This is a genomic window from Ruegeria sp. C2 (assembly GCF_056537765.1).
Window position 1 is genome coordinate 1 of sequence record NZ_JBQFRZ010000007.1, and the last position, 26786, is coordinate 26786.

A 26786-nucleotide genomic window follows, 5' to 3' on the forward strand; every position below is an offset into this window, starting at 1 on the left:
AGATCGGCGATGTGCGGCGCGCTCAGAGCGATCTCCCCGGTGCGCTCGACGCCTACCAGCAAGGCATGGAGATTGCCGCTCGGTTGGCTCATGCAGACCCGTCCAACGCAGAATGGGCCCGCGATCTCTCCGTCAGTCTGAACAAGATCGGCGATGTGCGGCGCGCTCAGAGCGATCTCCCCGGCGCGCTCGACGCCTACCAGCAAGGCATGGAGATAAGAGAACGGCTGGCTCAGGCAGACCCGTCCAACGCAGAACGGGCCCGCGATCTCTCCGTCAGTCTCGACAGGATCGGCGATGTGCGGCGCGCTCAGAGCGATCTCCCCGGTGCGCTCGACGCCTACCAGCAAGGCATGGCGATAAGAGAACGGCTGGCTCAGGCAGACCCGTCCAACGCAGAACAGGCCCGCGATCTCTTCGTCAGTCTGAACAAGATCGGCGATGTGCGGTGCGCTCAGAGCGATCTCCCCGGTGCGCTCGACGCCTACCAGCAAGGCAAGGAGATTGCCGAAGGGCTGGCTCAGGCAGACCCGTCCAACGCAGAACGGGCCCGCGATGTAATGGTTTCATTTGCAAAGTTGGCAGGAGTTGATGCAGAGAATGCTGCGGCGCATTGGGCTGAAGTCGTTAAAAGGCTTGAGGCGATGCAAACCTCTGGCAAACTCAGCCCGGCTGACGAGCCACTGCTTCCAATAGCAAGGGATGAACTCCAGAAGGCGTTGAATGCAAAAAAATAACCGTCCAAAACCTCCAGATTGTTCAATTCCAGCAGGCTCAGGACACAAACCGATACCGGTTCTTCGCATCATAGAACTTGTTCATCGCACGTTCGAAATCAGCAGATACGGTCTCTGAAAGCCTTTCACCCAGTTTGAGCATGAATTCTTCCAGTTCGCGCTCCCTAATAGCCTGTACTGGAAGTAAGCGAGAAGTGGGATGGCAGCAGCCGACTTCAGAGGGTTCGCCAAGTTCCGTTCGCCATTGGTGTGGGCGATCAGTTTTGCAATCGCAGAATCGTTCATCCCCTCGCGACCTGTGGCCTCAGTGTGTCGTTGCATGAGAGTTAGCGTTTTGTGGCCGGTGACTACACCGATTTTATGCGCAGTGGCTCCAGCTTCGGCCAAATGGCGCGCACAGGCCTTGTGCAGGCCGTGGGCGGAACACTAGGCTATGTGCTAACGAGGTGAGCTCGTTTGCCTGGAAGAACTGCGCTAGCTCGTCCTCGTCCCATGTATCAAAGCCATCAGACCGCAGCCGAATGGTGCGCTAGGCTGCCGAACAACCCGGATAAGGTGCCAGTCCGAGCCTAGTCAGAGTTGTCTGAAGCAATAGCATTGAACAAGGTTTGATAGTCCGATTGTTGAAGCAGGTCCGCTATCCTGCTTGCATGCCACGCGGTTGCTGCATCGTGAAGCGCAGCCAGCTCAGAGTCTTCCATCAACTGACGCCAAGTCTCCTTTGCTTTCGGTAACCGGGAAATAATTCGATCATCAAAATCCGTGACGTAGTTTCGGGCGCGCCAATATTCGAGTCCTTGGTCTTGATCTACATGATTGATCCTGCCGCGTTCACGTTTCACGAGAAAGCTCTCAGCAGAGCGAAGGACATAGTGATTCAGCGTCACGAGGTCATAGCCGATCGACCGCTTGGTTGATCTCCAACCGTTACCAGTCAGCAGCATCTCGGGCATGACGCGGCCAGAGCCGTTGGTCCACCGGACTTTTTCGACGCTGTTCGGCTCGATCTGCAAAGGACGATGAACACCCAGTTTCTGATAGGGCGCCCCTTTCGAGATCAACGTTTTGAACCCCCAACCCAATCGGGGCTTTGGCAGATACTCCGGGGCGCATCTTGTAAACTGCTCGGTTATGAATTCATCCATATACTTCGGGACGTTCTGGTTGCCAAAGAACCGCCACGTCATTGAAATAACATTTGGATAACCCGAAGCTTCGATCAGTTCCGGGATCGTGCCATCGCCGGTATGAATATTGATGAACTCATCAACATCTATGCAGACCGTCCAGTCCGCCTGGGCGTAACAGGGTTGCAGAACGGCATCATTCAAGGCACCGCGCTGCGGTTTTTGCCCTTTGTCCTTCTTATAGGGATTCGGCAGGTGAACAACGATGCCAAGCGCTTGCAAGCGATCAAGAATTTGATCTGTTCCGTCACTACAGTCGTTCGTGTAGATCAGGAATTTGGTCACGCCGATGGACAGATGATAGGCGATCCATTCCAGGATGAATGGACCTTCGTTCTTCATCGATGAGATCACAAGAATCTCCGGATCAGCTTTCGGTATCTGCTCGGGCGGCGCAAGCTTTGGGAATTTCCGAGCGGCCTTCTTCTCCAGCTCCGCCATCGAGCGCTTTAGCTCGATGATATCAAGCGCGCTTACATCAGTATTCTGCTTGATCAATCCCGCATCGGTCGCGTTATCGGACGTCGCCTCATCTACGCTGATCTGGTGGTTTTCAAGCTGTTTTCCGAGGAAAGACGTCGCTGGCGGGATTCGCATCTCACCTGAAGAAATACTACGCCTAAGCCGTCTGCCCCAAAGGTGTACGCCATAAACTTCTTCGCCAAGCAAATCGGTCAGGGTGTCTTCGGGTTGGGTGAGAAGACCGCGGTCGCTGAATTCGACCGGGTAAAAGCTGTTCCTCGCCATCACTTCTTGTGTAAGGCTCAGTTTCTTGACGAAGTAACTCAATGCATGAACGCCGAGCGAACCGCGTTTCAGATCGGCGGCATCGACCTTTTGCCCGCTCTCGCGCCGTTCTCTGATATCCTGGATGTCGTGCTCATTCATCCAAGGAGGGGTGGGGGCCTCTTGTTGCGCAAATCGATTAAGTTCAGAGATTAGCGCGCTCTCTTTGTCTGAACCTAAAACTGCAGCGCCGACGACCCTCTCACTTTTCTGCCAGGCGCAAATCAGCCCCGATGGAAAATCCCAGGGCTTGAGGCAATACATATCCAGATCCGCCCAGATCGTCGCAGCCTGCAACAGTAGCCGATACTTAAATCGATCCGCCAAAACCTCAATCTGGTTATAGGTATAGTCGGCGGGGTCGCTTTCGAGCCGCAGGATCGCCTTGGCATCTTTGATCTCTACGCCGTCCGGCACACCTGAAACCGGCCCGTAAGTATAAAGGTGAAACTCATGTCCAGCAGTGAGGAATGATTTCAGACACAGCTTCTCGAGATACGTAAGAGGTCCGCCAACCCAAAGCCCGGATATAGGTTTCAAAGTCAAGTCACGCTCTCGAATTTTGCATCAGTCCTGATGGTGGCCTGCATGTAGAGTTTCATGATCGTACGATGCAGGGTCGTAAGCCTGTTGTCACCGCTCTTGCAGAGGTTCCGCTCAACGGTCTGCCATTGAACATGCTGAGAATGTGACAGGTACCTCATGCATCCAATTTGGTACGATAGCGTTGCTCCATATGCAATGCGCACCAACAATCAAATACACTTCGCGTCTTCAAGAAATTTAATCTGTCAGACACATTCCGGACATCTCATGCAGATACCAAACAACTGCGGCGCGTCGAGAAGATGTCTGACGATTTCTTGAGGGGGTACGAGTTTTGGCGCGCCGTACCTTTAAACCTGACGGCATGGTTGGTGTCTCAGGTGAGGTTCACCACTGTTCCCTGTTTCAAAGATGCATCTGCTGCGTCGGCCAGTATCTGGGCACGCAGGCCGTCAATGATTCCGGGTGATAGCGTTTCAGCTCCGCCTACCGCGGCGATGAAATGAGCCATCTCGTGGCGATACGCAGCCTCATAGCGCTCAAGAAAGAAATGCTGCGCGGGCGCTTTTTGGAAGCCTGCCGGAGTGGCGCTCTCGACCGTGTTTTCCAACATGTTTTCAGCCCGCAACATGCCTTTTTCGCCATGAACCTCGATCCGCTGGTCATAGCCATAGCTGGCGCGGCGCGAGTTGGATATCTGGCAGATCTTGCCGCTGACGGTGGTCAGAGTGACGGCGGCAGTGTCGACATCTCCGGCCTTGCCGATCTCGGGGTCGACCAGAGAAGAGCCGACCGCATAGACGCTGACGGGTTCCTCGCCCAGCAGGAAGCGCGCCATGTCCAGGTCGTGGATCATCATGTCGCGGAACAACCCGCCCGAGCTTTCGATATAGGTGATCGGTGGCGGCGAGGGGTCTCGGGACAGAATGGTCACGATTTCGACGTCGCCAATCTCACCAGCAGCGATTCGGGACTGAATATTGGCGAAATTTGGGTCAAAGCGGCGGTTGAAGGCGGTCATGAAAGGAACACCTGTAGCTTCGACCACCTTGATGCAGTCGCGGATACGGTCGGCGGACATGTCCACAGGCTTCTCGCAGAAGATCGCCTTGCCTGCACGCGCGGCCTGATGGATCAGTTCGTAATGCGTGTCGGTTGGGGTTCCGATGATCACCGCATCGACATCAGCGCTTTCGATTAGGTCTTCTGCCGACAGAGCCTCTGCGCCGGATTTGTCGGCCAGCATCCGGGCCGGCTCCGCAAATGCGTCTGCCACAGCGCTGATCCGAGCTCCGTCGATCTGCCCGATTGAGCGCGCGTGAACCTGCCCGATACGTCCGCACCCCAATAGCCCGATATTCAGCATGTCATGCTCCTTTGAACGCTTGCAGAACCCGGCGGGTCGCCTCGACAACCGGCTCGTGTGTGTCTTTCAGAATAAGAACGCGGTCGAACCTGTCCGGGTCGGCGTTTACGGCAGCGCGCAGGGCATTCCCAAAAGCCATCCGCAATTCGGTTCCGATGTTGAATTTGCAGATTTTCGATCCGCGTGCCAGTGCAGCACGTTGCGCAACCGGCACGCCCGAGCCGCCATGGATCACCAGAGGTATCTCGGTCACGGCTTCTATCGCGCGGATACGGGCCTCGTCCAGACCGCCCTCCTTGTTTTGCTGCAGATGGACATTTCCGACCGAGATCGCCATTGCATCCACGCCGGTCTCTCGGGCGAATTGCGTGGCTTCCTCCGGCGCGGTCCCGTCCGAACCTTCACCACCCGAATAGCCGACAAAACCGATTTCCCCCTCGCAGGAGACACCAGCGGCATGGGCCATTTCGACAATCGCAGCGGTCTCAGCGATATTCTGTTCCAAGGGCTTGCGCGAGCCGTCGAACATGACAGAGGTGAAGCCGCTGTCGATGGCGACGCGGCACTCCTCATGGGTGTAGCCATGGTCTAGATGGGCCACGACAGGAACGCTGGCTCCTTCGGCCAGATGGCGGAACATTTTGCCCAGAACTGGCAGCGGCGTGTGTTCGCGGCAGGATGGTCCGGCTTGCAGGATGATGGGCACGCCTTCGGCTTCGGCTGCGGCTACATAGGCGCGCATATCCTCCCAACCCAGCGTTACCAAACCGGCCACGGCATATCCGTCACGCAGGGCGGGTTGCAGCACGTCCGATAATGTCACAAAGCTCATTTGAACTTGGCCACCATGTCCATGATACCCGGAATCGTGTGCAACTGATCCGCATGGGTCGGCTGGAAATACTGCTTTAGCGAGCGCTGGCTAAGCCCGCCGAGAATGGTGAAATAATACATTTCATACCCCGGCAGAACCGCGCAGGGGTGATAGCCCTTGTCCAGCAGGATCGTTGAGCCATCCATGATGTGATAGGCATCGCCCGGCTTATTGTCCTCGCGCTGAAGCATCTGAACACCCGAGCCATAGTTCGGGCGGAAGCGGAAGTTATACGTTTCGTCATGGCGAGTCTCGATCATATCGCCATCGTCGCCTTTGCGGTCGGTGTCGTGCTTGTGGCTGGGAAATCCGGACCAGCCGCCCTGACCGACGGTGTAAAGCTCGGACACCAGCAGGCGGCCGACTTTGTCGTGATGGTTTGCCCCAAGGATATGTTTGATCTTGCGGTGGGTTTTGGTGTCGTCCGAGCCGTATTGCACCAAGTCCAATTCAGGCACGCGGACGTCAAAAGGTTCAAGCACACGGTCGAATTTTGCGCCCGCGATGAAAGTTTCGGTTTCATCCGTCACGCAGGTGATACGCACCTTCGCGCCGACGGGAACATAGACGCCTTCGGGTTCACCGTCCCAGACGTCGATGGTGCGGTTGCCCAGATTGGCAAACACTGCCCCATCCACATCGACATCCACAGTGCCGGTGGCGGGGACAACGCAGGTCTCGTATCCCGGTACGGCATATTCGAACACCTCGCCCTTTTTCAGTTTGACGATGTTGAAATAGTTCAGCGGCACCAGATCATTGTCGGCATCGACGATAGGCTTGTTTTGGTTGTCATGGGGCGCGATATGCATCTGCGGCTCCTTTCAGGTATCGGTTGGGCCCGGGTGCCGGGCCAGAAATGCGTCAAGCTGGGCCGTGGTGGGCATCGCCCCGGCGCAGCCGGGTTGCGAGACCACGATCGAGGCACAGGCCGAACCGCGCAGCACCGCGTCGCACAGGTCATGCCCCGCCGCGACCGAGGCCAGAAGGCCGGCCAGAAAACTGTCACCTGCGCCATTTGGTTTCACCGCAGTGACCGGGTAAATGCCGGTGCGGATCTCTTGCCCATCCGTCAGGGTGATCGCTCCTTCGTGGCCCATCTTGTAGATCACCGTCTTGCCGTTGGCGGCCAGTTCGCGGGCTTTGTCCAAGCCTTTTTCGATGCCGCCCGCCATAAAGCCGAATTCTTCATCATTCCCGACGATCAGATCGCTTTCATTCCCTGCGCGGGTCAGCACCGCAGAGGCGACTTCGGGCGACGGCCAACTATAAGGCCGGTAATCGATGTCGAAGATCACTGGCAGACCTGCGGAGCGCGCGTTTTCAAACGCGCGGAACGTGGCCGAGCGTGAAGGCTCCGCCGCAAACACCGTGCCCGCCGTGATCAAGGCTGAGAACGCGTTGTAGTCCACCGCATCCATGTCGGCTTCGGTCACCTGAAAGTCGGCAGCTCCGTTGCGATAGATGACGTTCTGGAAATCCTCGATGCAGCTTTCGTAGACAGCTAAGGAGGTACGCGCCTCGCCACCCACAGCACGGATATATCGCGTCTCTACGCCGTAGTCCTGCAGACGGTTCACGCAGAACCGCCCCACTGCATCGTCTGAGACTGATGTGACCAGCGCCGCTTGCGATCCCAGTTTAACCAGTCCCGCACAAATGTTGGCGCTCGAACCGCCCAGATCGGCGCGAAAGACCTTAGCATCCTCGCTTTTGGTCCCGACCGGATCTGCGAACATGTCCATCCCGGCTCGGCCAAACACGGCAAAGCGATTGCCTTCTATCCCTTCGATCAGAGTCACGTGCGTCCCTCAGTATTGCCTGCCCGGGCAGCGTCCAGCACCTCGGGGTAGGGATAGTTCAGACCCAGCAATTGCCGCATATCCGGACTTGCCTGATCGACGAAATCCTGCGGTAGCGCGGCGGGCATATCTTCCATCGGTTTGACCCATTTGGGCAGATACTGGATCAGGATCGCGCTGCGGTCGTGATCTGCTTTGTTCGGCATCGCGCAATGCCACGTCACGCCATAGAACAGAGCGACATCACCAGGCTCGCCAGTCATGCGTTCGCACCTGTCATAGAACTTGTCCTCCGGCGTTGGATACCGCAGCTCTTTCTGCGATCCTGGCACATAGCCCGTTGCGCCGCTTTCCTCGGTGAATGGGTCCAGCAGGACCGAGACTTGCGCATTCATCGGAAACGACCCGTTCAGGCCGACCGGATGCGTTTCGGGGCTGTGAAAATCCCAATAGGGATAGTCGACATGCGGCTCTTGCCCTGGCCCGCCGGGCAGGATGCGGTTGGCGGCGATCGAGCCCATGATGAACTCGGTCCCCAGAAACTTGCGGAGGATATCCATCAGAACCGGATGCGCGGCCATGCGGGAAAATACGTCACCCTTGGCCAACAGGTTCCAAACCCTTCGCTGCAGGTTCAGCTTGCCATCTTCTTCGGCTGCCCCCTGAAAGTGGGTCACCTTCTCAGCCGCAGCTTCCGAATGTTCCATGATGATCGCGCGGGCTTCGGCGACTTCCTCGGGCGTGAACAGGCCCGAGATGGTAACAGCTCCGCCACCATTCAGCAGCTCATCGACGATGACGTCAGGATTAGCTGTTTCTGCCGTGAACCGTTTCATCAGATGCCCTTGCGTTGTTTTTCGCGGGTGGATTCCCACTCGACATGCGCATCGCGAACTCTCTCATCCGACGAGGTATGGGGTGTACCAACTTCCCACCATGCGTGGCCTTCAGTGGTCCAGCCTTCATAGGCGTCCACATCCATCACGATCACATAGGTTTTGTCGCTGGCCTTGGCGCGCTTGAAGGCCTCAGATAGTTCTGCCGGGTTCGCAACCTTTTCGCTGGTTGCCCCCATCGAGGCCGCGTGGGCCACGAAATCGACGCCGAAGGCCTCGGGGATCGTCGGGCAATCTTCCAGTAGGTTGTTGAAGCTTTCATTTCCGGTATTGTTCTGCAGCTTGTTGATGACCGCAAAGCCGCCATTGTCGAGCACCAGAACGATCATCTTCTTACGGCTTAGAACCGAAGAATAGATGTCCGAATTCAGCATCAGATAAGAGCCGTCACCGCAGAAGGTGATGGTGTCCTTCTCCGGCTCCCGCTCGGATTGGGCAATGCGCGCGCCCCAGGCGCCTGCGATCTCATAGCCCATGCAGGAAAAGCCGAATTCCACATCGACCGTGCCGATATCCAATGTACGCCAGTTGGCGGTGACTTCTGCGGGCAGGCCCCCGGCGGCGGCGACCACGCGGTCGCGCGTGTCACACAATTCGTTCACTACACCGATGGCTTGCGCGTAAGAGTTCGGACGGTTCCCGTAAGACACATTCTCGGCCACATAGGCGTCCCACTTGCGCCGCTCGCCCTGTGCAAGCGAAACCCAATCGGCGGGCGTCGTGTAGTCAGTGGCCTGTGTCAGAGCCTGAATCGACAGCTTGGCATCCCCAACAATCGGCAAAGACCTATGCTTGCCCGCATCATGTCGCGCGGCATTGATTGAGATGAACTGAGCGTCCTTCGCAAAGGCCGTCCAAGATCCAGTTGTGAAATCCTGCAGCCGGGTTCCGATGGCAACGATCACATCCGCCTGTTCCGCAATTGCGTTGGCGCTGTCCGAACCTGTCACGCCAATAGGGCCGATATTCAGCGGATGAGTTGCCAGCATATTGGCACGGCCCGCGATGGTCTCGACCACCGGAATCTGATGCTTCTCGGCAAGATCAGTCAACTCGGCCACAGCTTTGGAATACTGTACGCCGCCACCTGCAATGATCATCGGGCGTTTCGCCCCAGCCAGAGCCCTTGCCGCGTCTGCAATTTCATCCGCATCGGGCGATTGGCGGCGAATGCGGTGCACCTTTTTCTCAAAGAACTTCACCGGGTAATCATAGGTCCACCCTTGCACGTCTTGCGGCAACCCGAGGAACGCAGGTCCGCAATCGCCCGGGTCCAGCATCGTCGCAATGGCAGCGGGCAGAGACTGGATCACCTGCGCCGGATGCGTGATGCGATCCCAATAGCGGCTGACCGGCTTGAAGGCGTCATTCACACCGAAGGTGGGGTCGTAGTAGTTCTCCATCTGTTGAAGAACCGGATCTGGCAGGCGGGTGATGAAGGTATCTCCGCACAGCATCAACATCGGCAGGCGGTTGGCATGGGCCAGTCCGGCAGCGGTCAGCAGATTCGCAGTGCCGGGTCCTGCGCTGGCGGTGCAGAACATGAATCGCTGACGCAGCCACTGTTTGGCATATCCGGCGGCGGCGAATCCCATGCTCTGTTCGTTCTGTCCACGATAGAGCGGCAGCTCATCCCGCACCGTATTCAGCGCCTCGCCCAGACAGGTCACATTGCCATGACCAAAAATCCCGAAACCCCCGCCACATAGGCGATATTCCTGACCATCGATCTCGATGAACTGGTTCGACAGCCAGCGAATGATCGCCTGCGCCGTTGTCAGGTAAACAGTGTCGTGTTGCGCGGACATGTCTGCGGGCTCCTCTAGGAAAATTATGGTGCAGTGCCGAATGCAGCTTGCGAGAGTCCTATTCTCACGATACAAGTTTTGCAACCGGTTGCAAATGGTTTTCAAGAAAAAGCGAGGGAGGGCGTCGGAATGGCAGAAATCGGCATTGGCATTCTGGGCGGCGGATATATGGGTAAGGCCCATGCGGTCGCCATGTCCTCGGTCGGGGCGGTGTTCAACACGGCCTTGCGTCCACGGCTGGAGATGGTGTGTGCATCCTCGCCAGAAAGCGCTGAACGGTATCGTCAGGCCTATGGGTTCGCACGCGCGACGGATGACTGGCTTGTGCTTGTGAATGACCCGAAGGTCGAGGCCATCGTGATTGCCACCCCTCAGGAAACGCATCGCGAAATTGCTCTGGCGGCCTTTGCGTTAGGCAAGTCGGTGCTGTGTGAAAAACCATTGGGCGCGTCGATGGAAGATGGCGCCGCGATGTCAGCAGCGGCCGAGGTCTCGGGCGTGGCCAACATGGTTGGTTTCAACTATATTCGAACCCCCGCCAGCCAATATGCCCGCCAGTTGATCGCCGATGGAGAGATTGGTGACGTCACATGGTTTAGGGGCGAGCATACCGAAGATTTCTATGCCGACCCGCAGGCCTCGGCGACATGGCGCACGACGGGAATGTCGAACGGAACGATGGGCGATCTGGCGCCTCATATGATCAACGCGGCGTTGGCGCTGATTGGGCCTATTAAGCGCGTGATGGCAGAGGTCGAAACCGTGCACAAAAGCCGCCCGGGTGGTGAGGTTGATAACGACGACCACGCTCAGATGATGGTGCGCTTTGCGAATGGCGCGATGGGATCGATGTATTTCAGCCGTATCGCGACCGGGCGTAAGATGGGTTACGCATATGAGGTCAGCGGCACCAAAGGTGCGATACGTTTTGATCAGGAGGATCAGAACGCATTGTGGCTTTATCGCATGGACGGCCCCGAGGCTGAGCGTGGATTTTGCAAGATTCTGACCGGCCCTGCGCATCCGGATTATGAGCCGTTCTGTCAGGGGCCGGGTCATGGCACGGGCTATCAGGATCAGATCATCATCGAGGCGCGAGATTTCCTGCGCGCGATCGAGACAGGTAAACCGGTCTGGCCAACCTTCCACGACGGGCATGAGGTCAACCGGGTCGTCGCTGCGGCATTGGCATCGTCAGCGGATGAAAGCTGGAAAAATATCGAAGATTTCTGAGCATCGGAGACAAGACAAGATGAGCATCAGAATTGGCAATGCGCCCTGTTCCTGGGGCGTGGAATTTGCGCAGGACCCGCGCAATCCGCACTGGAAAACCGTTCTCAGCGAGTGTGCCGAGGCCGGGTATAAAGGCATCGAATTGGGTCCGGTGGGCTTCATGCCCGAAGACCCTGCAGTTCTGGCCGATGCGCTGGCTGAGCATGATCTGGAACTGATCGGCGGCGTTGTGTTCCGTAATTACCATGACCCCGATGCGTGGGAAGATGTGCTCGATGCCACCCACCGCACCGCCCGCGCTTTGAAGGCGCATGGGGCGCAGCACCTGGTGTTGATCGATGCGATCTCTCCCCGTCGCGCACCAACCGCTGGTCGCGCCGATGAGGCTGAGCAGATGGACAAGGCCGAGTGGACGGCGTTTCGGGATCGCCTTGCTGAAAGCGCGCGGATCGGGTCCGAGGAATACGGACTGACCGTCGGGATGCACGCGCATGCTGCGGGCTTCATGGATTTTGAGCCCGAGCTGGAACACCTGCTGAATGAGGTTGATGAAAACCTTCTGAAAATCTGTTTCGACACCGGCCATCATTCTTATGCGGGGTTCGATCCGGTCGGCTTCATGAAGCGCTACGTTGATCGAATTTCGTACATGCACTTCAAGGATATTTCGCCAGCAGTGAAGGCAGATGTGATCGCCAACCGGACAGGCTTCTATGATGCCTGCGGACAGGGGATCTTCTGCAATCTGGGTGAAGGCGACGTGGACTTTCCTACGGTTCGTCAGGTGCTGCTGGATGCAGGTTTCACCGGGTGGTGCACGGTCGAACAGGACTGCGATCCTACACTTGATCCTGATCCAGTAGGCGATGCGCGGAAGAACCGCGAATTCCTCGAATCCATTGGTTTCAATTGAGGAGGCCACGACCATGACCAAGCTGAAATGGGGCATGATCGGCGGCGGCGAAGGCAGCCAGATCGGACCGGCGCACCGCTTGGGCGCGCTGGCGGACGGGCATTTCCAATTCACCGCCGGAGCGCTGGATCATAGGCCTGACATTGGTCGCGAATACGCCCAACGATTGGGTATCGCGGCAGACCGTGCCTACGGCGACTGGACCGAGATGCTGGAAGGTGAGCGCGGGCGCGAGGATCGGATTGATCTGGTCACTGTAGCCACTCCAAATGCGACGCATTTCGAGATTACCAAGGCTTTCCTTGAGGCTGGGTTCAATGTGCTGTGCGAAAAGCCTATGACCATGACGGTGGAAGAGGGTGAGGAGATCGTCAAAGTCGCCGAGAAATCCGGCAAGATTTGCGCGGTCAACTACTGCTATTCCGCTTATCCCATGGTGCGGCAGGCCCGCGCGATGGTGCGTGCAGGTGAGATCGGCAAGGTTCGTCTGGTCGTCACCAATTTCAGTCACGGCCATCACGGAGACGCGACAGACGCCGACAATCCGCGCGTCCGCTGGCGCTATGACCCGGCGCTGGCGGGTGTTTCCGGGCAGTTTGCTGATTGCGGTATCCACGCGATGCACATGGCTGGGTTCATTGCGGATGACGAGGTTGAGACCCTGTCCGCGGATTTTGCCTCAACTATTGGCAGCCGCGAGTTGGAAGATGATGCCATGGTCAATTTCCGCACGGCCAAAGGCGCCGTTGGCCGGCTATGGACGTCTTCGGTGGCCATCGGTCGCCAGCACGGGTTCGACATTCAGGTTTTCGGAGAAACCGGCGGCCTGCGCTGGGCGTCCGAGCAACCGAACCAGCTGATCTATACACCCGTTGGTGGGCGCTTGCAGATCATCGAAAAAGGCGAGGGTGGGCTGCACGAAGATGCGCAACGCCTCAGCCGTGTGGCGATTGCGCATCCCGAAGGGTTCCCGCTGGCGGTAGCGAACATCTATTGCGATCTGGCGGACGCCATTGCCGGGGAAACCCGCGACGGGCTGCCCAATGCGGCAGACGGTGTGCGATCGATGGCGGCGGTGCATACAGCGGTCGAGTCCGCAAAGCAGGGCAGTGCTTGGATGGACGCGCGACCGCCGATGTTCCGTTAACTCTCAGATACGGGGCGCAATGTGCCCCGTTCCACCACCGAGCATGGGAATATCCGTGCCTCGGGATACCGGTCGGGTTCGTTCAGCGTTGCCACCATCAGCTCGATCGAAGAACTGACGATTTGCCGGATCGGCTGATGGATGGTGGTGAGATCGATATTCTCCCATCGCGCCATCTCCATATCGTTCAGGCCGATGACACCGATATCTTCGGGTACCTTCAGGCCACTGTCTAAAATCGCCGACAGGGCCCCGATGGACAAAACGTCGTCGCCGCAGAAATAGGCCTCGGCCCGTTTTGATTTCAACAGGCACAGCATTTCCTTGCGGCCTGCATCGAACGAGTAGGCCTCGGCAAACGAACAGGTCACGTCGATCTGCGGGTGCAACGCCATTTCCGACATGAATCCCGCATGGCGATCCTGGGTCGAGGTTGCGGCCTCGGGCCCGCCGAGAAAGGCCACTGTTTTGTAACCACGCGCGATCAGCTGACGGGCCGCCATGCGTCCGCATTCCACGTTGTCGATCCCGACCACATGAACCTGTGGCGAAGAGGAGGATCGGCCAAAACTATGCACCACTGGCACGCCCGCATCGCGAAACGCCTTGGCAAAGCCCGGCGGCAATGTCGACGACGCAACAACAACGCCATCGACTGAATATTGGCGCAGCATGCGAACCGAATTCTCTGGTTCAACTTCGTCGGTCAGGTTCACTAGCAGTGGGCGTAAGCCGCGGTCCTGCAAACCGCGGGTAAAGAGATCGAAGACCTCAAGAAAGATCGGGTTGTGGAAGTTGTTCGACACCAGCCCGATCAGCTTGGTCCGTCCTGTTGTCAGCGACGAGGCCAGCGCGTTTGGGCTGTATCCCAGCTCTCGCGCGGCCTTCTCGACCTTGCGGCGCATCTTGTCGGAAACCGAGGCCCCATCGGTGAAAGTGCGCGACACAGCCGAGCGTGATACGCCCGCGCGTTCTGCAACCTCTTTCAATGTGACAGCCATAACCCGTCCGACCTTCCTGCGTTTAGTGGCAGTCCTTTTACCTGTATTCTCTGGCAGATACAGTATGAAACACTTCAGATGCTGTTTGCAACCGGTTGCAAAATTTAAGCAGATATGTTCTAACACGACTCGGAGAGGTGCGAAGGACAGCCTCAATCCGCGATAATATGAGTTTTGGGAGGACATCATGACTTCACTGACGAAGAAGCTGGCGCTGGCGGCGGTGGTTGCTGCGACGCCGCTGATCGCAGCCACGAGTGCTGCGGCGGAAGGTGAGAAATACATTCTGGTCAGCCACGCACCTGACAGCGATAGCTGGTGGAACACCATCAAGAACGGCATCGCGCTGGCGGGTGAGCAAATGGGTGTTGAGGTTGAATACCGCAACCCGCCCACTGGCGATCTGGCTGACATGGCGCGGATCATCGATCAGGCAGCGGCTTCGGGTCCAAACGGGATCATCACCACGCTGGCGGACTACGATGTGTTGAGCGGCCCGATCAAATCAGCCGTGGATGCGGGTGTTGACGTGATCATCATGAACACAGGTACTCCGGATCAGGCTCGTGAAGTTGGTGCTCTGATGTATGTGGGTCAGCCTGAATATGATGCCGGATTCGCAGCAGGCCAGCGGGCCAAGGGCGATGGCATCGGATCATTCCTGTGCGTGAACCACTATATCGTTCAGCCCTCCAGCCAGGAACGTTGCCAGGGCTTTGCGGATGGTCTGGGCATCGAGCTGGGTGACCAGATGATCGACGCCGGACAGGACCCTGCCGAGATCAAAAACCGTGTGCTGGCCTATCTGTCGGCAAACCCGGATACGGATGCGGTTCTGACACTGGGTCCGACCTCGGCTGATCCGACGATTCTGGCGCTGGAAGAAAACGGCATGGCCGGTGACATCTATTTCGGCACCTTCGATCTGGGTGGTGAGATCGTCAAAGGCATCAAGTCCGGGGTGATCCAGTGGGGCATTGATCAGCAACCCTTCCTGCAGGCCTATCTGCCGGTTGTTGTCATGACAAACTACCACCGTTATGGCGTTCTGCCTGGCAACAACATCAACTCGGGACCCGGTTTCGTAACCGCTGATGGCCTGACCAAGATCGAAGAATTTGCTGGCGAGTACCGCTAATTCTTGAAGCGCGGGCGCCCTGCCGCAGGGCGCCCGCTGACAGCTTTCTGACGCACAATCACTGTTTTTATCGGAGGAGCGCTCTCATGGGCGAGTCTGCTCAAAACACGACTTTAACCGACGAACGGATCAAAGAGATCTCGCCGCTGCGCAAGGCCCTGATCCGGCCCGAGCTTGGCGGGATGGTTGGCACCGTTGCCGTATTCACCTTCTTCCTGCTGTTCGCTTTCGACAGCGGCATGTTCAACGCACAAGGCATGATGAACTGGTCGGTTGTCTCAGCACAGTTCATGATCATCGCCGTGGGCGCGTGCCTTCTGATGATCGCTGGTGAGTTTGACCTGTCCGTCGGCTCGATGATCGGCTTCTCCGGTATGATGATCGCCATCTTCTCGGTCACGCTCAGCTGGCCGGTCTGGATGGCCATCCTTGTCACCTTCGCCATGGCCGTCGCGATCGGAGCGCTTAACGGCTGGATCGTGATCCGGACCGGTTTGCCCAGCTTTATCGTGACATTGGCTTTCCTGTTCATCTTGCGCGGTTTCACCATCTTCCTGCCGCAGGTAATCGAGCGCAAAACCATCATTGGCGGCGTCAAAGACGCGGCCGAGGGCGACTGGCTTGCACCGATTTTCGGTGGCAAAATCCTGCAGGGCCTGTTCCAGTGGCTGGGCGACGCTGGGATCATAGCGGTGTTCGAACGTGGCACGCGTCAGGGTCAGCCGGTGGTGGACGGCGTGCCAATGCTGATTGTTTGGGCCATCGCATTGATCATCTTTGGCCATGTGCTGCTGACCAAGACACGGTTCGGTAACTGGATCTTCGCCTCAGGCGGAGATGCCGAGGCCGCTCGTAACTCGGGTGTGCCTGTGAACCGGGTCAAAATTCTGATGTTCATGTTCACAGCCTTCTGCGCCACGGTCTTCGCTGTCTGTCAGGTGATGGAGTTCGGATCGGCCGGTGCCGACCGGGGTTTGCTGAAAGAGTTCGAGGCGATCATCGCCGTGGTCATCGGCGGCGCGCTTCTGACCGGAGGTTACGGCTCAGTACTAGGGGCGGCGCTGGGCGCGTTGATCTTTGGCGTGGTGCAACAGGGGTTGTTCTTTGCCGGTGTCGAAAGCTCGCTGTTCCGAGTATTCCTGGGCGTGATCCTGTTGGGGGCTGTGATCCTCAACACCTATATCCGCCGCATCATCACGGGGGAGCGTTGATATGAATCCCGAACATGCACCCATCATCCAGATGAAGAATATCGAAAAGCATTTCGGCAGCGTAATTGCGCTGGCGGGGGTCTCGGTCGATGTGTTCCCCGGTGAATGCCACTGTCTTCTCGGTGACAACGGCGCGGGCAAGTCGACCTTCATCAAAACCATGTCGGGTGTTCACCAACCCACGCATGGAGAGATCCTGTTTGAAGGCAAACCCATGCACTTCACCGACCCGCGCGATGCGATTGAGGCCGGGATTGCGACGGTGCACCAGCATCTTGCCATGATCCCTCTGATGTCGGTCTCGCGTAATTTCTTCATGGGCAACGAGCCGGTAAAGAAAGTTGGACCGATCAATTTCTTCGACCATGACTATGCAAACAATGTCACGATGGAAGAAATGAAGAAGATGGGGATCAACCTGCGCGGACCCGATCAGGCGGTTGGCACGCTATCGGGTGGTGAACGCCAGACTGTTGCCATCGCACGGGCGGTACATTTCGGGGCCAAGGTTCTGATTTTGGACGAACCGACCTCGGCCCTTGGGGTGCGTCAAACAGCCAACGTTCTGGCGACCATCGACAAAGTGCGCAAGCAAGGCATCGCCGTGGTCTTCATCACCCACAATGTCCGCCATGCGCTGGCGGTGGGCGATCGGTTCACGGTTCTCAATCGGGGCCAGACGCTAGGCACGGCGCAGCGCGGCCAGATCACCCCGGAAGAGCTGCAGGACCTGATGGCCGGTGGTCAGGAGATGGTCGAGCTTGAAGGTAGTCTGGGCGGAACCGTCTGATACTCTTTCGCCCCGCTGGCTGCGCTGGCGGGGTGACTACTTCTTCTCGAAGTACAAAATGACCTCACCCAGCCTTACGCCAAAACGCGAAACATAGGCTCGGTTCAGCAGCCGATCATCGGATAACATCCACATCCAGTCATCGAAATTGACTCGCATGGTGCCATCTTTGACGGGCAGGTCGATTTTGTACTTCCAGTTAAACGTATCGCCCCTTTCGACTCCGCTGGCCGTGCCCAGCACACCGGGAGCGGTGCCCGTCCAGGTGTCTTCGCCGGTCTTGGTGAGGGTCCAGATCCGTTGCTCGGTCGCACCATCGTCATAGACGAAATCTTCAACAAGCGTCAGAGTCTCTCCGTCCCATGTACCGTCAATATCGACTTGAAAGCGACGCGGGACATTACCCAGCACATCCTGAAACTGACCATAAGCGACGGTCTTACCTTCGAAGAACTCTTCAAGGTTCAACTGGCGATCTGACAGAAACGTTTTTGGTATACGTGGTTTGGCCGAGCATGCGGCGAGAATAGCCAGCCCCGCGATCGCGACGACCGCGACAAGGGTACGGCGAGCGATCATTGTAAAACCCTCAGCTCAGAGTCTGCATCGTGACCGTTTGCGCCATGCAGATGGGCCGATTTCACCTCGGGGGTCGGTCGCATGGTGGCGACCAGCTCGGCAACCTTGATCCCGAACTTACGCATCTCGGACCGGTTCATGATCACCCCGTTTTCCGTCAGATACATCCAGTCGGTCACATCCAGTGTATGCCCGCCCGCGTCTTCGGGCAGGATGATGCGATAGGTCAGCTTCACGGTTGCACCCGAGATGACGCCTTTGCCCTCGCCCACGATATCATCCGCTGTCGCGGTAAACGTGTTGCCCGTGCCCAAGGTCAGATACCATTTGCGGGTCATTTGTTTGCCGTTGGAATAGGTAAAATACTCGGACAGCGTACCGGTATTGCCGTCCCATTCGCCGACCATGCGCGCGACAAAGCTGTTCGACATCTTGCCATTCGGGCCATAGATCAGCCCTTCGGACAGTATCTCACCGTTCAGGTTCTTTTTCAGCGAGAACGCGGGCCCGGTCCCGCTGTAGTCGGACGGCGATTGCGAGCGGAAACTGAGGAAACGATTCTTCACAGCGAACACCGCAAATATAGCGAGCAGACAGAACAGGAGCGTTTTCATTCGGCAGAGACCTCTGTCGGGAGTGTCAGGACCATGCCAAACGCTCCGAGTTTCAAAATGCAGGGCAGGACAGCATAGGCGAGGGTGAGTGTGTTCAAAGCCTCAGCCGAATTGGCCTGTCCGGGTGTAAAGCCGCTGCGTTCCAGCAGCGGCAGGGTGAAAAAGGCAGCCAGAGCTAGACCCAGCTTGCCTGCGAATGACCAGATGCCGAATGCAGCAGATGCATTCAGTCCGGCCCGTGTCAGAACGACCGAGAACATGGCGGGTAGGACAACCATGTCCGCACCCAAGGCGGTGCCGGATGCAAGGCAGATGATCGCGAATCCAGCCAGATTTCCTGGGGTCAGAAGGGCGGCGCCGACAAAGCCGAGAATGGCCAGTGGCATCGCGATTATCAGAGTCTGTTTCGGGCCAATTCGGTTGCTGAGCTTTGCCCAGAACGGCACGCTAAGTCCCGCGCTGAGGAAGAACAGGATCAGCAGTGGCCCAGCCTTGCCCGGCAGTTGAAGTCGGTCCTCGACAAAGAACAGAAACAGGGTCGAGGTGATCGCCACTGGCAGGCTGTTGACCAGCGCCAGAGCCAGCAACCGTAGCGCCCCCGCTTGTCCCAGCCCAGCAAATGACAGCGCCTGCCCGGTGATCGGCCTTCGCCGCCACATCGGCAAAGTCACCGCCAGAGTCACCACGGCCAGAACTCCAAGGAATAGCCCGAAGGCCGGGTACCCTTGCGCCCCAGCACCAAGCGCAACGAATAAGGCGGGCGCGGCGGCGGCGATGACGACGCCAGTCAGTTGCCCGCCTTCGCGGAAGGCGGCCAGTCGCATCAGCTCTTTTGAGGTGGCCTGCTTCGCAAGCGTTGCGCTGCGTCCATAAAGCAGGATGGTTCCTAGGCTGTAGGCTGAGAATAACAGGACCAGAATAGACACTAATGCGGAAATACTGGCCCCTTCAGGCAGGCCGAACAACAAGGGAAACCCGATCGCCAAGCCGAGCGCGGCGGCGGCGGCAAACAGCATCTGCCCATCGGGCCAGCGGTCTATCGCCCAGCCGATCAGCGGGTCCTGCACCAGATCAATCAGCCGGATCACCAGCAGGACAGTGCCGATCACGCCCAGCCCGATACCCAGATTGAAGGCGGCAAAACGCGGCAGATGAATGTAAAGCGGGATACCCGCCGCAGCAAGCATCAGCGCGTAGAGGCTGACCCTCGGATACAGCATCAGTTCCCTCGTAACGCCTGCGTAAAGGCTGCAGAGCGGGTGTTTTCGCCCAGAAAGATCGACATAAAGCTGCGTTTGATGTCCGGATAGGACATGGAGCAGGTTTTGCGACCATTCAGCCAGAACTCGACCTTGTTCGGACCGTCCGACACCGCCAGAAAACGATCACCCTTTGAAACAGGGGCAAAGCAGGTCTCAAGCTGATCACGTATCGGGGCAGCGCGCCCGATCCGCTTCATCTCGTCCAGTGTCGAGTTGATTAGCGCCTTCTTGGTCACATTTCGGCGATAGCGCAGCTCCAGTCCGAAATCCTGATTCCAGTTCAAAGGTGCACCGCCTTGCGTAAACAGCTGCGCATCATAAAGCGGGAAACCCAGATAGCGGTAGGTTGCCGTGCCACGCAACTCGGCATTGTTGAGAACGCCAAACACGGGCGAGGCTGCCAGCCCTCCGGGTATCAGCAGCATCAGCGATACCAGCGCCGCGCCAGCGTTAAGCCGAGGCAGGAACGGCCTGATCATTCTCAGAAACGCCATTGTCAGCTCCGATAATCTGTGGAATGCCGGTGATGCGCTCAACGACATACATCGCACTGGCAATCCCGTCTTCGTGAAAACCGTGCCGGTTATACGCCCCGGCAAACCAGGTTCGGTTCTGTCCCTGCATCCCGCGGATTTGTGCTTGAGCTCGCAGGGCGGCTTTGTCGAACACCGGATGGGCGAATTCGACTTCATCATAGATTTTGTCCGCAGGAATATCTGAGGCGGCGTTCAGCGTCACAAACAGCGGGTCGCTGTCGGGGATGTTTTGAAGCCGATTCATCCAATATGTGACCCCAACATTGCCCTTTTGCGACCTGTAGGTCCAACTGGACCAGCAGGCGCGCCGACGAGGCATCTGACGGGGATCGCAGTGAAGGATGGCTTTGTTTGGTTGATATCTGATCGCACCCAACGCCGCTTTCTCATCTTCGGTCGCCGCATCACCAAGAATGGCGAGCGATTGATCGGAATGGGTGGCCAGAATGATCTCGTCAAACAGATCGGCCTCGCCGCCTGCATGAACGGTAACGCCCAGATCATGCCGTTCGATCCGCTGAACGGGCGAGGCCAGACGAATGTCACAGCCACGTGCGCGCAACGCGGCATCGATCCGGCGCACATATTCGATGCTGCCGCCCTTCACCGTGTACCATTGGTGCTGATTGGCCCGGCCCGAGGCCAGCAGTGCGTGGTTGCGAAAGAACTGTACCAGCGAGCGGGCAGGGAACTGATCGACGAACTCAACCGGCGTTGACCAGATCGCGCCGCACATGGGCATCAGATAATTATGCCGGAACCAATGGCCGAGGCGCAGCTGATCCACCAACTCTCCGATCGTGGTGTCATCGTCCTGCGCGGCTTCGGGGGCCTCTTTGCCAAAGCGCAGGATGTCGGCGATCATTTTGTAATAGGCTGGACGGGCTAGATTGCGTTTCTGCGCGGTCAGAGTGCGCAGGTTGTTCAGCCCGTATTCGATTCGGCCGTTATCGATGGTGGCCCCGAAACTCATTTCGCTTTTGGTGACCGGCACGTTCAGTTCATCGAACAACCGGGTCAGATAGGGGTAGGTGACATAGTTGAAGACGATGAACCCGGTGTCGACGGGCTGATCGCCATTGCGGCCGGCCAAGACCGTACGGGCATGGCCGCCCAGTCGAGGCTCGGCCTCGAACACGGTGATATCGTGGTTTTCAGAAAGGTAATAAGCTGCGGAGAGACCTGAAATGCCTGCGCCTATGACTGCGATTTTCTTACGTACACCCCGGGTTTCGTCGAACATTCTATCCTCGTTATTCGGCATTTTACAATGAGATACGCAGGATATGGGGCACTGGATCAGTCAGATTAGAAGTTTTTCGCTGCTGCACTATGTTGTGATGTCTGGTTACATGCTGCACCGTAACACAGGGGCTGCGTGATCCAACATTGTCACTGGGTCGTACAATTCCCAACAGAACACAAATGGCCCGGATATGAGCAGTTTCGACGGAAAAACCTACTGGATCATCGGCGCCAGCGAAGGATTGGGTCGCGTCTTGGCCGAAAAGTTGAGCCGCGAAGGCGCGCATCTAATCCTGTCTGCCCGTAACGTGGGGCGGCTGACCGAGATTTGCAACACGCTGCCCAACGCGCGCGCTATTCAGATGGATGTGACCGACCTCAATACTGTGCGCCGGGCTGTGGCCGAGGCCGGAGCGGTAGATGCGCTGGTTTATAACGCTGGGGTCTATGAGCCGATCCGCACAGAGAACTGGGATACCGAGGCCTCACTTGCCATTAGTGACGTCAACTATTCCGGGGCATTGCGTGTGCTGGGGGAAACGGTGCCTGAATTTGTGCGTAATGGCAGCGGAGATGTCACTCTGATCGGGTCTCTGGCCGGATATCATGGCTTGCCCAACGCAATATCATACGGAGCCAGCAAGGCGGCGCTGATCTCACTGGCTGAGACCATGCGGCACGACCTTGCAGGCTCTGGTGTCACGGTGCGCATCGTCAATCCTGGCTTTATCAAAACCCGTCTGACCGATAAAAACAGCTTCAGGATGCCGATGTTGATGACGCCCGAGGACGCAGCCGATCGCGTCCTGCGCGCCATGTCGCGCCGCCGCTTTCGCACTGATTTCCCGGCACCCTTTTCATGGGTTGTGCGCCTGATCGACTACTTGCCAGATATCCTGGTCTATCGCGGGAAGTGAGGTCAGCCGCAGGTGAGCCTCTGGATCACGCCAGCACCATTCACATACACATTCAATCGATCGATGCGATAATCCTGTGTCGCTATATCATCCGGACCCAGCACGCGAGACCGCTCGGGCAGTTGGGCCTGAATGTCTGAAACCGGCTGGCCGATTGCATCAGCAAACGGCTCACCTTTGCAAAAGGCCAGATCGACCGGCGAGGTGTCGGCTGTCGGAATGATGTCTTCAACTGGGGCGGTCTCAGCACAGGCGCTCAGAAGGCACAGGATCGGAATAAATCGGCGCATTGGCGTTCCTCTTTCCGGCAATGTCGTTTCTGCAATATCAAAGATTTAGCCAACCTGTCACGAAAGCGCAGTTGAAAACACCCTGTATTTGACGCAGGGTCGGGTCAAATTAGACAGGGAGATAAGCACCATGCGTACGCGTGCCGCTGTTGCCGTTCAGGCAGGCAAACCTTTGGAAGTTATGGATGTGAACCTTGAAGGCCCCAAGGCGGGCGAGGTTTTGGTGGAAATCAAGGCGACCGGCATCTGTCACACCGATGAATTCACCCTGTCGGGTGCCGACCCCGAGGGGCTGTTCCCCGCCATTCTGGGCCATGAAGGTGCGGGCGTGGTGGTTGAGGTCGGCCCCGGTGTGACCAGCCTGAAACCCGGCGATCACGTGATCCCGCTCTACACCCCGGAATGTCGCGAGTGCGAATACTGCCTGCACCCCAAGACCAACCTGTGCCAGGCGATCCGGACCACGCAGGGGCAAGGCCTAATGCCCGATGGGACCTCGCGCTTTTCGACCCTGGATGGCGATCCGATCCTGCACTACATGGGCTGCTCGACCTTCTCGAACCACACGGTCCTTCCGGAAATCGCGCTGGCCAAGGTGCGTGAGGACGCGCCATTCGACAAGATCTGTTACATCGGCTGTGGCGTGACCACCGGCATCGGCGCTGTGATCAACACCGCCAAGGTGGAGATCGGCAGCCGCGCCATCGTGTTTGGCCTGGGCGGCATTGGCCTGAACGTGATCCAGGGTCTGCGTCTGGCCGGAGCGGATCAGATCGTGGGCGTCGACCTGAACCCCTCGAAGGTCGAGATGGCGACCAAGTTTGGCATGACCGATTTCGTCAACCCGAAAGAGGTTGAGGGCGATCTGGTGCCTTATCTGGTCGATCTGACCAAGGGCGGTGCAGACTACACCTTCGACGCCACCGGCAATGTTGGCGTGATGCGTGATGCACTGGAATCAGCTCATAAGGGCTGGGGTGAGTCGATCATCATCGGCGTGGCCCCTGCCGGAGCGGAAATCTCGACCCGTCCTTTCCAGCTGGTCACCGGCCGGTCATGGCGCGGCACGGCCTTTGGCGGCGCGCGTGGCCGGACCGACGTGCCGAAGATCGTCGACTGGTACATGGAGGGCAAGATCGAGATCGATCCGATGATCACCCACACCATGGGTCTGGACGACATCAACCACGGCTTCGACCTCATGCACAAAGGCGAAAGCATCCGCTCCGTGGTCGTCTACTAAGACCCTGCGAAAGAACTGTTTCAAGACGGCGTGCCAACCGGCGCGCCGATTTTATTTTCCAGGCCGAGTCGCACCAGTGTCGGAACGCGGGGATCGTACCCGCAAAACGGGGGTATTGACCGAAGTGGTGTTGGACCGGCTCTCGCGCCAGACGACAAAGACGCCCGATGCAATGATGACGCTGGCACCCACTGCGACCCAGATATCCGGATGCTCGCCAAAGAAGATGACGCCGAAGATCGTGGCCCAGATGATCTGACTGTACTGGCTGGGGGCGACAACCCCGGCGGGCGCGGCGCGGTAGGCGAGGATGATAAGATGCTGCGCGATGACCGAAAACACACCCACCAGCGCCATCATTGCCAAATGCAGCAGCGAGGGCGGTTGATAGACCAGCGGTTGCGCGATGCTCATGGCCACAATGGCCAACAGCATCGGATAGAGGATCAGAACGGCTGAACGTTCTTCATTGCCAATCTTGCGCACAAGCACCGAGGCGAAGGCACTGCAGAACGCCGCCATCAGCGCCGCCATATGACCCAGAGTGATCTCGGTCGTGCCCGGGCGCAGGACAATCAGGACGCCGATCAGGCCCACTCCGACCGCGGCCCAGCGTTGGGCGCGGACAATTTCGCCCAATACCGGGATCGACAGAACCGTCACGATCAGCGGGAAGGAAAACAGCAGCGAGTAGACCTCGGCCAGTGGCAGAACCGAGAACGCGTAGAATGCGCAAGACATTGCGGTGATCATCAGCGCCGAGCGCAACAGGATCAGCCAGGGGTGGCGCGGGACAAAGTTGCCGGTGGTTCGGTCGGCCAGTATCGTGACGGCCATGGGCACGAAAGAAAACAGCGTCGCGAAGAAGATGATCTGCAGCACCGAATAGGTGCCGCCCAGCACTTTGATCAGCACGTCATGGGAGGCAAAGATCGCAAATCCCAGAAATGCAAACCCTAACCCGCGCAGGGTGGTATCTTGAGCGCTCATGTCAGCGGCCTCGGTGAATGCGTTTGGAGTTTCGATGCCTAATTAGACCCAAAACCCCGGCGCGGGTAGTGAAAACTTTACCGCTAACATTTTTGGTGAGCAGGGTTGCAGTATTTGCAATGCGCAGGAAACGGGTCGAAGGCAGGGGGCTGACAGAAGCATGATCTTCTCACAGCAAGGAGACATATCATGCAAAATATTTCTGCTCTTCCATCAGATCAGGTTCAGGCCTATCGCGATGGAGCACCGGATGGGTACGGAAACCCGCCCGAGCGGGCGATTTCCAACGGATCAGGCAACCCATGCCGACATTGCCTGACCTATATCCCGGAAGGAAAAGAGATGTTGGTGCTGGCCCATCGACCCTTTCCCAGAACACAGCCTTATGCCGAAACAGGGCCGATTTTTCTGTGTGCAGAGCCGTGTCAACGCTATGAGCCGTCGGCTGATCTGCCCGAGGCGCTGACGGATTCGCCCAACTACCTGATCAAGGGATACGGTTCAGACGACCGGATCGTATATGGCACTGGGATCATCACGCCGCAGGCGCAACTGCAGGAGGCCGCCGAAGCGATCTTTACCCGTGCAGAGGTTGCTTACATCCACATCCGCTCAGCGCTGAACAATTGTTATCACGCACGGATCGATCGGGCTTAAAGCTTGACGCGGTGGATACCTCGGCGCGGCTGATCCGGGTCATCTGCAGGCAGGTTGTCGGACCGGCTTGAGGTCAGCGCGAGGAAGACATCCTCAAGATCGGCCTCTTCGGTCCGGACGTCACGGATACGGATTCCGACGTGCCGCACAGCCTCCAGAACCTGTTCGGCGCTGGTTTTGCCGCTGTGGTACTGCAGCACCAAATCTCCATCGTCGCGCAGCGAGGTGGCGACATTTTCGGTTTCGGGCAGGCTCTGAACTGGGCTGTCGGGCGTGATCACCATGGTGCGGCTGTCCATACGACCCAGCAGGTTTGCGGTGCTGTCCTGTGCCACTTTCTCACCCTGATTGATGATCGCGATCTCGTCACACATCTCTTGCGCTTCTTCCAGATAATGCGTGGTCAGGATGATGGTCATGCCTTGCTCGTTCAGCTTGCGCACATTGGCCCAGAGCATCTGGCGCAATTCGATATCCACGCCTGCTGTCGGCTCATCCAGCACAAGTATCTTCGGGTGATGCACCAGGGCCTTGGCCAGCAGCAATCGCCGCCGCATCCCGCCGGACAGTGTGCGCGCATAAGCTTCGGCCTTGTCGCTGAGGCCAACCAGTTCCAGTATCTCGTCGCTACGGCGTTCCGCATTGGGCACACCGTAGAGGCCGGCCTGCACTTCTAACGCGCCGCGCGGCGTGAAAAAGGGATCAAGGTTCAGCTCTTGCGGCATCACACCGATGGCCGCGCGCGACTGGCGCGGATTACGATCCTGATCATAGCCCCAGATCGAAACCTGGCCTGAGGTTTTGACCACCAGCCCCGCAAGAATGTTGATCAGGGTCGATTTCCCGGCCCCGTTTGGCCCCAGCAGGCCAAAGACCGAACCGCGCGGGATCGTCAGGTCGATCCCCTTCAGCGCCTGTTTCTCGGGTTGGCCCTTGCCGCCGCGATAGGTTTTGCGCAGCCCTTCGATTCTGATTGCCGCATCGGCCATGTGGCTCTTGCCCCCGGTTTGCTCATCGC

At 57.9% G+C, this 26786-nt stretch carries 26 protein-coding genes; 10 read left to right on the forward strand and 16 right to left on the reverse strand.

The annotated features are described in order from the left end of the window. Positions 1 to 737, forward strand: a 737-nt coding sequence (locus ACR0IV_RS17235) for a hypothetical protein (protein WP_480734415.1), incomplete at its 5' end; no start/stop codon positions are given. Positions 738 to 1306: 569 nt separating this feature from the next. Here ACR0IV_RS17235 and ACR0IV_RS17240 read toward each other — a convergent pair. From ACR0IV_RS17240 to iolD, 7 genes are all read right to left on the reverse strand, one after another. Next, the gene (locus ACR0IV_RS17240; RefSeq protein ID WP_480659996.1) at positions 1307 to 3256 is read right to left on the reverse strand and encodes a glycosyltransferase family 2 protein; all 1950 of its coding nucleotides are present in this window, start codon (positions 3254 to 3256) and stop codon (positions 1307 to 1309) included. Between the two features lie 376 nt (positions 3257 to 3632). Continuing rightward, a complete protein-coding gene (iolG, locus tag ACR0IV_RS17245) occupies positions 3633 to 4622 on the reverse strand; it encodes an inositol 2-dehydrogenase (protein WP_480659995.1) in 990 nt (329 codons plus the stop codon). A gap of 1 nt (position 4623) precedes the next feature. Next, positions 4624 to 5454, reverse strand: coding sequence for a class II fructose-bisphosphate aldolase (locus ACR0IV_RS17250; RefSeq protein ID WP_480471491.1), 831 nt, complete (start codon positions 5452 to 5454; stop codon positions 4624 to 4626). Beyond that, positions 5451 to 6308, reverse strand: coding sequence for a 5-deoxy-glucuronate isomerase (locus ACR0IV_RS17255; RefSeq protein WP_480659994.1), 858 nt, complete (start codon positions 6306 to 6308; stop codon positions 5451 to 5453). Before ACR0IV_RS17255 ends, ACR0IV_RS17250 begins: the two co-directional genes overlap by 4 nt. A 12-nt stretch (positions 6309 to 6320) precedes the next feature. Then, on the reverse strand, positions 6321 to 7298 hold the full coding sequence (iolC, locus tag ACR0IV_RS17260) for a 5-dehydro-2-deoxygluconokinase (RefSeq protein ID WP_480659993.1): 978 nt from the start codon (positions 7296 to 7298) through the stop codon (positions 6321 to 6323). Continuing rightward, the gene (locus ACR0IV_RS17265) at positions 7295 to 8134 is read right to left on the reverse strand and encodes a phytanoyl-CoA dioxygenase family protein (protein WP_480659992.1); all 840 of its coding nucleotides are present in this window, start codon (positions 8132 to 8134) and stop codon (positions 7295 to 7297) included. The genes iolC and ACR0IV_RS17265 overlap by 4 nt, the downstream gene beginning before the upstream one ends. Further along, entirely contained in the window at positions 8134 to 10002 is a 1869-nt protein-coding gene (gene iolD, locus ACR0IV_RS17270; protein WP_480659991.1) for a 3D-(3,5/4)-trihydroxycyclohexane-1,2-dione acylhydrolase (decyclizing), read from the reverse strand. The genes ACR0IV_RS17265 and iolD overlap by 1 nt, the downstream gene beginning before the upstream one ends. Before the next feature lie 129 nt (positions 10003 to 10131). On the opposite strand from iolD, the gene ACR0IV_RS17275 reads away from it, so the two are divergent. From ACR0IV_RS17275 to ACR0IV_RS17285, 3 genes are read left to right on the forward strand one after another with little or no spacing between them, the layout of a single operon-like run. Further along, positions 10132 to 11235: a Gfo/Idh/MocA family protein gene (locus ACR0IV_RS17275; RefSeq protein ID WP_480471496.1), complete on the forward strand. Its 1104-nt coding sequence runs from the start codon at positions 10132 to 10134 to the stop codon at positions 11233 to 11235. 19 nt (positions 11236 to 11254) lie between these two features. After that, a complete protein-coding gene (locus ACR0IV_RS17280; protein WP_480659990.1) occupies positions 11255 to 12148 on the forward strand; it encodes a TIM barrel protein in 894 nt (297 codons plus the stop codon). A 13-nt stretch (positions 12149 to 12161) separates the two neighbouring features. Next, on the forward strand, positions 12162 to 13295 hold the full coding sequence (locus tag ACR0IV_RS17285; RefSeq protein WP_480659989.1) for a Gfo/Idh/MocA family protein: 1134 nt from the start codon (positions 12162 to 12164) through the stop codon (positions 13293 to 13295). Here the strand turns inward: ACR0IV_RS17285 and ACR0IV_RS17290 are convergent. Next, positions 13292 to 14296: a LacI family DNA-binding transcriptional regulator gene (locus tag ACR0IV_RS17290; protein WP_480659988.1), complete on the reverse strand. Its 1005-nt coding sequence runs from the start codon at positions 14294 to 14296 to the stop codon at positions 13292 to 13294. The genes ACR0IV_RS17285 and ACR0IV_RS17290 overlap by 4 nt on opposite strands. A gap of 187 nt (positions 14297 to 14483) precedes the next feature. Between ACR0IV_RS17290 and ACR0IV_RS17295 the strand changes: the two genes are divergently transcribed. The 3 genes from ACR0IV_RS17295 to ACR0IV_RS17305 all read left to right on the forward strand — a co-directional run bounded on the left by ACR0IV_RS17295 (position 14484) and on the right by ACR0IV_RS17305 (position 17435). Next, positions 14484 to 15434 carry a sugar ABC transporter substrate-binding protein gene (locus ACR0IV_RS17295; RefSeq protein ID WP_480471500.1) on the forward strand — a complete coding sequence of 317 codons (951 nt, stop codon included), beginning with the start codon at positions 14484 to 14486 and terminating at the stop codon, positions 15432 to 15434. Between the two features lie 86 nt (positions 15435 to 15520). After that, on the forward strand, positions 15521 to 16645 hold the full coding sequence (locus tag ACR0IV_RS17300; RefSeq protein ID WP_480471501.1) for an ABC transporter permease: 1125 nt from the start codon (positions 15521 to 15523) through the stop codon (positions 16643 to 16645). Position 16646: 1 nt separating this feature from the next. Next, positions 16647 to 17435 carry an ATP-binding cassette domain-containing protein gene (locus ACR0IV_RS17305; RefSeq protein WP_480471502.1) on the forward strand — a complete coding sequence of 263 codons (789 nt, stop codon included), beginning with the start codon at positions 16647 to 16649 and terminating at the stop codon, positions 17433 to 17435. Positions 17436 to 17471: 36 nt separating this feature from the next. Here the strand turns inward: ACR0IV_RS17305 and ACR0IV_RS17310 are convergent, their stop codons facing one another. The 5 genes from ACR0IV_RS17310 to ACR0IV_RS17330 are packed head-to-tail and all read right to left on the reverse strand — an operon-like array spanning position 17472 to position 21669. Further along, the gene (locus tag ACR0IV_RS17310) at positions 17472 to 18014 is read right to left on the reverse strand and encodes a DUF3833 domain-containing protein (protein ID WP_480659987.1); all 543 of its coding nucleotides are present in this window, start codon (positions 18012 to 18014) and stop codon (positions 17472 to 17474) included. Next, complete coding sequence (locus tag ACR0IV_RS17315; protein WP_480659986.1) at positions 18011 to 18628, reverse strand: DUF3833 domain-containing protein; 618 nt, start codon at positions 18626 to 18628, stop codon at positions 18011 to 18013. The genes ACR0IV_RS17310 and ACR0IV_RS17315 overlap by 4 nt, the downstream gene beginning before the upstream one ends. Next, on the reverse strand, positions 18625 to 19848 hold the full coding sequence (locus ACR0IV_RS17320; protein ID WP_480659985.1) for an MFS transporter: 1224 nt from the start codon (positions 19846 to 19848) through the stop codon (positions 18625 to 18627). Before ACR0IV_RS17320 ends, ACR0IV_RS17315 begins: the two co-directional genes overlap by 4 nt. Continuing rightward, positions 19848 to 20384 (reverse strand): chalcone isomerase family protein, encoded by a 537-nt coding sequence (locus ACR0IV_RS17325; RefSeq protein ID WP_480659984.1) that lies wholly within the window; start codon positions 20382 to 20384, stop codon positions 19848 to 19850. The genes ACR0IV_RS17320 and ACR0IV_RS17325 overlap by 1 nt, the downstream gene beginning before the upstream one ends. Then, a complete protein-coding gene (locus ACR0IV_RS17330; RefSeq protein ID WP_480659983.1) occupies positions 20341 to 21669 on the reverse strand; it encodes an NAD(P)/FAD-dependent oxidoreductase in 1329 nt (442 codons plus the stop codon). The genes ACR0IV_RS17325 and ACR0IV_RS17330 overlap by 44 nt, the downstream gene beginning before the upstream one ends. 193 nt (positions 21670 to 21862) lie before the next feature. On the opposite strand from ACR0IV_RS17330, the gene ACR0IV_RS17335 reads away from it, so the two are divergent. Then, positions 21863 to 22588, forward strand: a complete 726-nt coding sequence (locus ACR0IV_RS17335) for an SDR family NAD(P)-dependent oxidoreductase (protein ID WP_480471508.1) — start codon at positions 21863 to 21865, stop codon at positions 22586 to 22588. A gap of 2 nt (positions 22589 to 22590) precedes the next feature. Here the strand turns inward: ACR0IV_RS17335 and ACR0IV_RS17340 are convergent, their stop codons facing one another. Then, positions 22591 to 22878, reverse strand: a complete 288-nt coding sequence (locus ACR0IV_RS17340) for an I78 family peptidase inhibitor (RefSeq protein WP_480471509.1) — start codon at positions 22876 to 22878, stop codon at positions 22591 to 22593. A 130-nt stretch (positions 22879 to 23008) separates the two neighbouring features. On the opposite strand from ACR0IV_RS17340, the gene ACR0IV_RS17345 reads away from it, so the two are divergent. Next, a complete protein-coding gene (locus ACR0IV_RS17345; protein ID WP_480471510.1) occupies positions 23009 to 24121 on the forward strand; it encodes an S-(hydroxymethyl)glutathione dehydrogenase/class III alcohol dehydrogenase in 1113 nt (370 codons plus the stop codon). 51 nt (positions 24122 to 24172) lie between these two features. Here ACR0IV_RS17345 and ACR0IV_RS17350 read toward each other — a convergent pair whose 3' ends face one another. Continuing rightward, positions 24173 to 25111 carry a DMT family transporter gene (locus tag ACR0IV_RS17350; RefSeq protein ID WP_480659982.1) on the reverse strand — a complete coding sequence of 313 codons (939 nt, stop codon included), beginning with the start codon at positions 25109 to 25111 and terminating at the stop codon, positions 24173 to 24175. 189 nt (positions 25112 to 25300) lie between these two features. On the opposite strand from ACR0IV_RS17350, the gene ACR0IV_RS17355 reads away from it, so the two are divergent. Beyond that, positions 25301 to 25768 carry a DUF1203 domain-containing protein gene (locus tag ACR0IV_RS17355; protein WP_480471512.1) on the forward strand — a complete coding sequence of 156 codons (468 nt, stop codon included), beginning with the start codon at positions 25301 to 25303 and terminating at the stop codon, positions 25766 to 25768. Here ACR0IV_RS17355 and ACR0IV_RS17360 read toward each other — a convergent pair. Continuing rightward, positions 25765 to 26757 carry an ABC transporter ATP-binding protein gene (locus ACR0IV_RS17360; RefSeq protein WP_480660002.1) on the reverse strand — a complete coding sequence of 331 codons (993 nt, stop codon included), beginning with the start codon at positions 26755 to 26757 and terminating at the stop codon, positions 25765 to 25767. The two genes, ACR0IV_RS17355 and ACR0IV_RS17360, sit on opposite strands and share 4 nt — an antisense overlap. Between the last annotated feature and the right edge of the window lie 29 nt (positions 26758 to 26786).

What these genes read in the sequence shown, in the direction of transcription:
- ACR0IV_RS17290 (WP_480659988.1), bottom strand. Translation starts at nt 14,296, where the DNA reads ATGGCTGTCACATTGAAAGAGGTTGCAGAACGCGCGGGCGTATCACGC.
- ACR0IV_RS17285 (WP_480659989.1), top strand. Translation starts at nt 12,162, where the DNA reads ATGACCAAGCTGAAATGGGGCATGATCGGCGGCGGCGAAGGCAGCCAG.
- ACR0IV_RS17295 (WP_480471500.1), top strand. Translation starts at nt 14,484, where the DNA reads ATGACTTCACTGACGAAGAAGCTGGCGCTGGCGGCGGTGGTTGCTGCG.
- ACR0IV_RS17360 (WP_480660002.1), bottom strand. Translation starts at nt 26,757, where the DNA reads ATGGCCGATGCGGCAATCAGAATCGAAGGGCTGCGCAAAACCTATCGC.
- ACR0IV_RS17250 (WP_480471491.1), bottom strand. Translation starts at nt 5,454, where the DNA reads ATGAGCTTTGTGACATTATCGGACGTGCTGCAACCCGCCCTGCGTGAC.
- ACR0IV_RS17325 (WP_480659984.1), bottom strand. Translation starts at nt 20,384, where the DNA reads ATGGCGTTTCTGAGAATGATCAGGCCGTTCCTGCCTCGGCTTAACGCT.
- ACR0IV_RS17300 (WP_480471501.1), top strand. Translation starts at nt 15,521, where the DNA reads ATGGGCGAGTCTGCTCAAAACACGACTTTAACCGACGAACGGATCAAA.
- ACR0IV_RS17350 (WP_480659982.1), bottom strand. Translation starts at nt 25,111, where the DNA reads ATGAGCGCTCAAGATACCACCCTGCGCGGGTTAGGGTTTGCATTTCTG.
- ACR0IV_RS17305 (WP_480471502.1), top strand. Translation starts at nt 16,647, where the DNA reads ATGAATCCCGAACATGCACCCATCATCCAGATGAAGAATATCGAAAAG.
- ACR0IV_RS17255 (WP_480659994.1), bottom strand. Translation starts at nt 6,308, where the DNA reads ATGCATATCGCGCCCCATGACAACCAAAACAAGCCTATCGTCGATGCC.
- ACR0IV_RS17340 (WP_480471509.1), bottom strand. Translation starts at nt 22,878, where the DNA reads ATGCGCCGATTTATTCCGATCCTGTGCCTTCTGAGCGCCTGTGCTGAG.
- ACR0IV_RS17265 (WP_480659992.1), bottom strand. Translation starts at nt 8,134, where the DNA reads ATGAAACGGTTCACGGCAGAAACAGCTAATCCTGACGTCATCGTCGAT.
- ACR0IV_RS17275 (WP_480471496.1), top strand. Translation starts at nt 10,132, where the DNA reads ATGGCAGAAATCGGCATTGGCATTCTGGGCGGCGGATATATGGGTAAG.
- ACR0IV_RS17345 (WP_480471510.1), top strand. Translation starts at nt 23,009, where the DNA reads ATGCGTACGCGTGCCGCTGTTGCCGTTCAGGCAGGCAAACCTTTGGAA.
- ACR0IV_RS17335 (WP_480471508.1), top strand. Translation starts at nt 21,863, where the DNA reads ATGAGCAGTTTCGACGGAAAAACCTACTGGATCATCGGCGCCAGCGAA.
- iolD (WP_480659991.1), bottom strand. Translation starts at nt 10,002, where the DNA reads ATGTCCGCGCAACACGACACTGTTTACCTGACAACGGCGCAGGCGATC.
- iolG (WP_480659995.1), bottom strand. Translation starts at nt 4,622, where the DNA reads ATGCTGAATATCGGGCTATTGGGGTGCGGACGTATCGGGCAGGTTCAC.
- ACR0IV_RS17330 (WP_480659983.1), bottom strand. Translation starts at nt 21,669, where the DNA reads ATGTTCGACGAAACCCGGGGTGTACGTAAGAAAATCGCAGTCATAGGC.
- ACR0IV_RS17355 (WP_480471512.1), top strand. Translation starts at nt 25,301, where the DNA reads ATGCAAAATATTTCTGCTCTTCCATCAGATCAGGTTCAGGCCTATCGC.
- ACR0IV_RS17320 (WP_480659985.1), bottom strand. Translation starts at nt 19,848, where the DNA reads ATGCTGTATCCGAGGGTCAGCCTCTACGCGCTGATGCTTGCTGCGGCG.
- ACR0IV_RS17280 (WP_480659990.1), top strand. Translation starts at nt 11,255, where the DNA reads ATGAGCATCAGAATTGGCAATGCGCCCTGTTCCTGGGGCGTGGAATTT.
- ACR0IV_RS17315 (WP_480659986.1), bottom strand. Translation starts at nt 18,628, where the DNA reads ATGAAAACGCTCCTGTTCTGTCTGCTCGCTATATTTGCGGTGTTCGCT.
- ACR0IV_RS17310 (WP_480659987.1), bottom strand. Translation starts at nt 18,014, where the DNA reads ATGATCGCTCGCCGTACCCTTGTCGCGGTCGTCGCGATCGCGGGGCTG.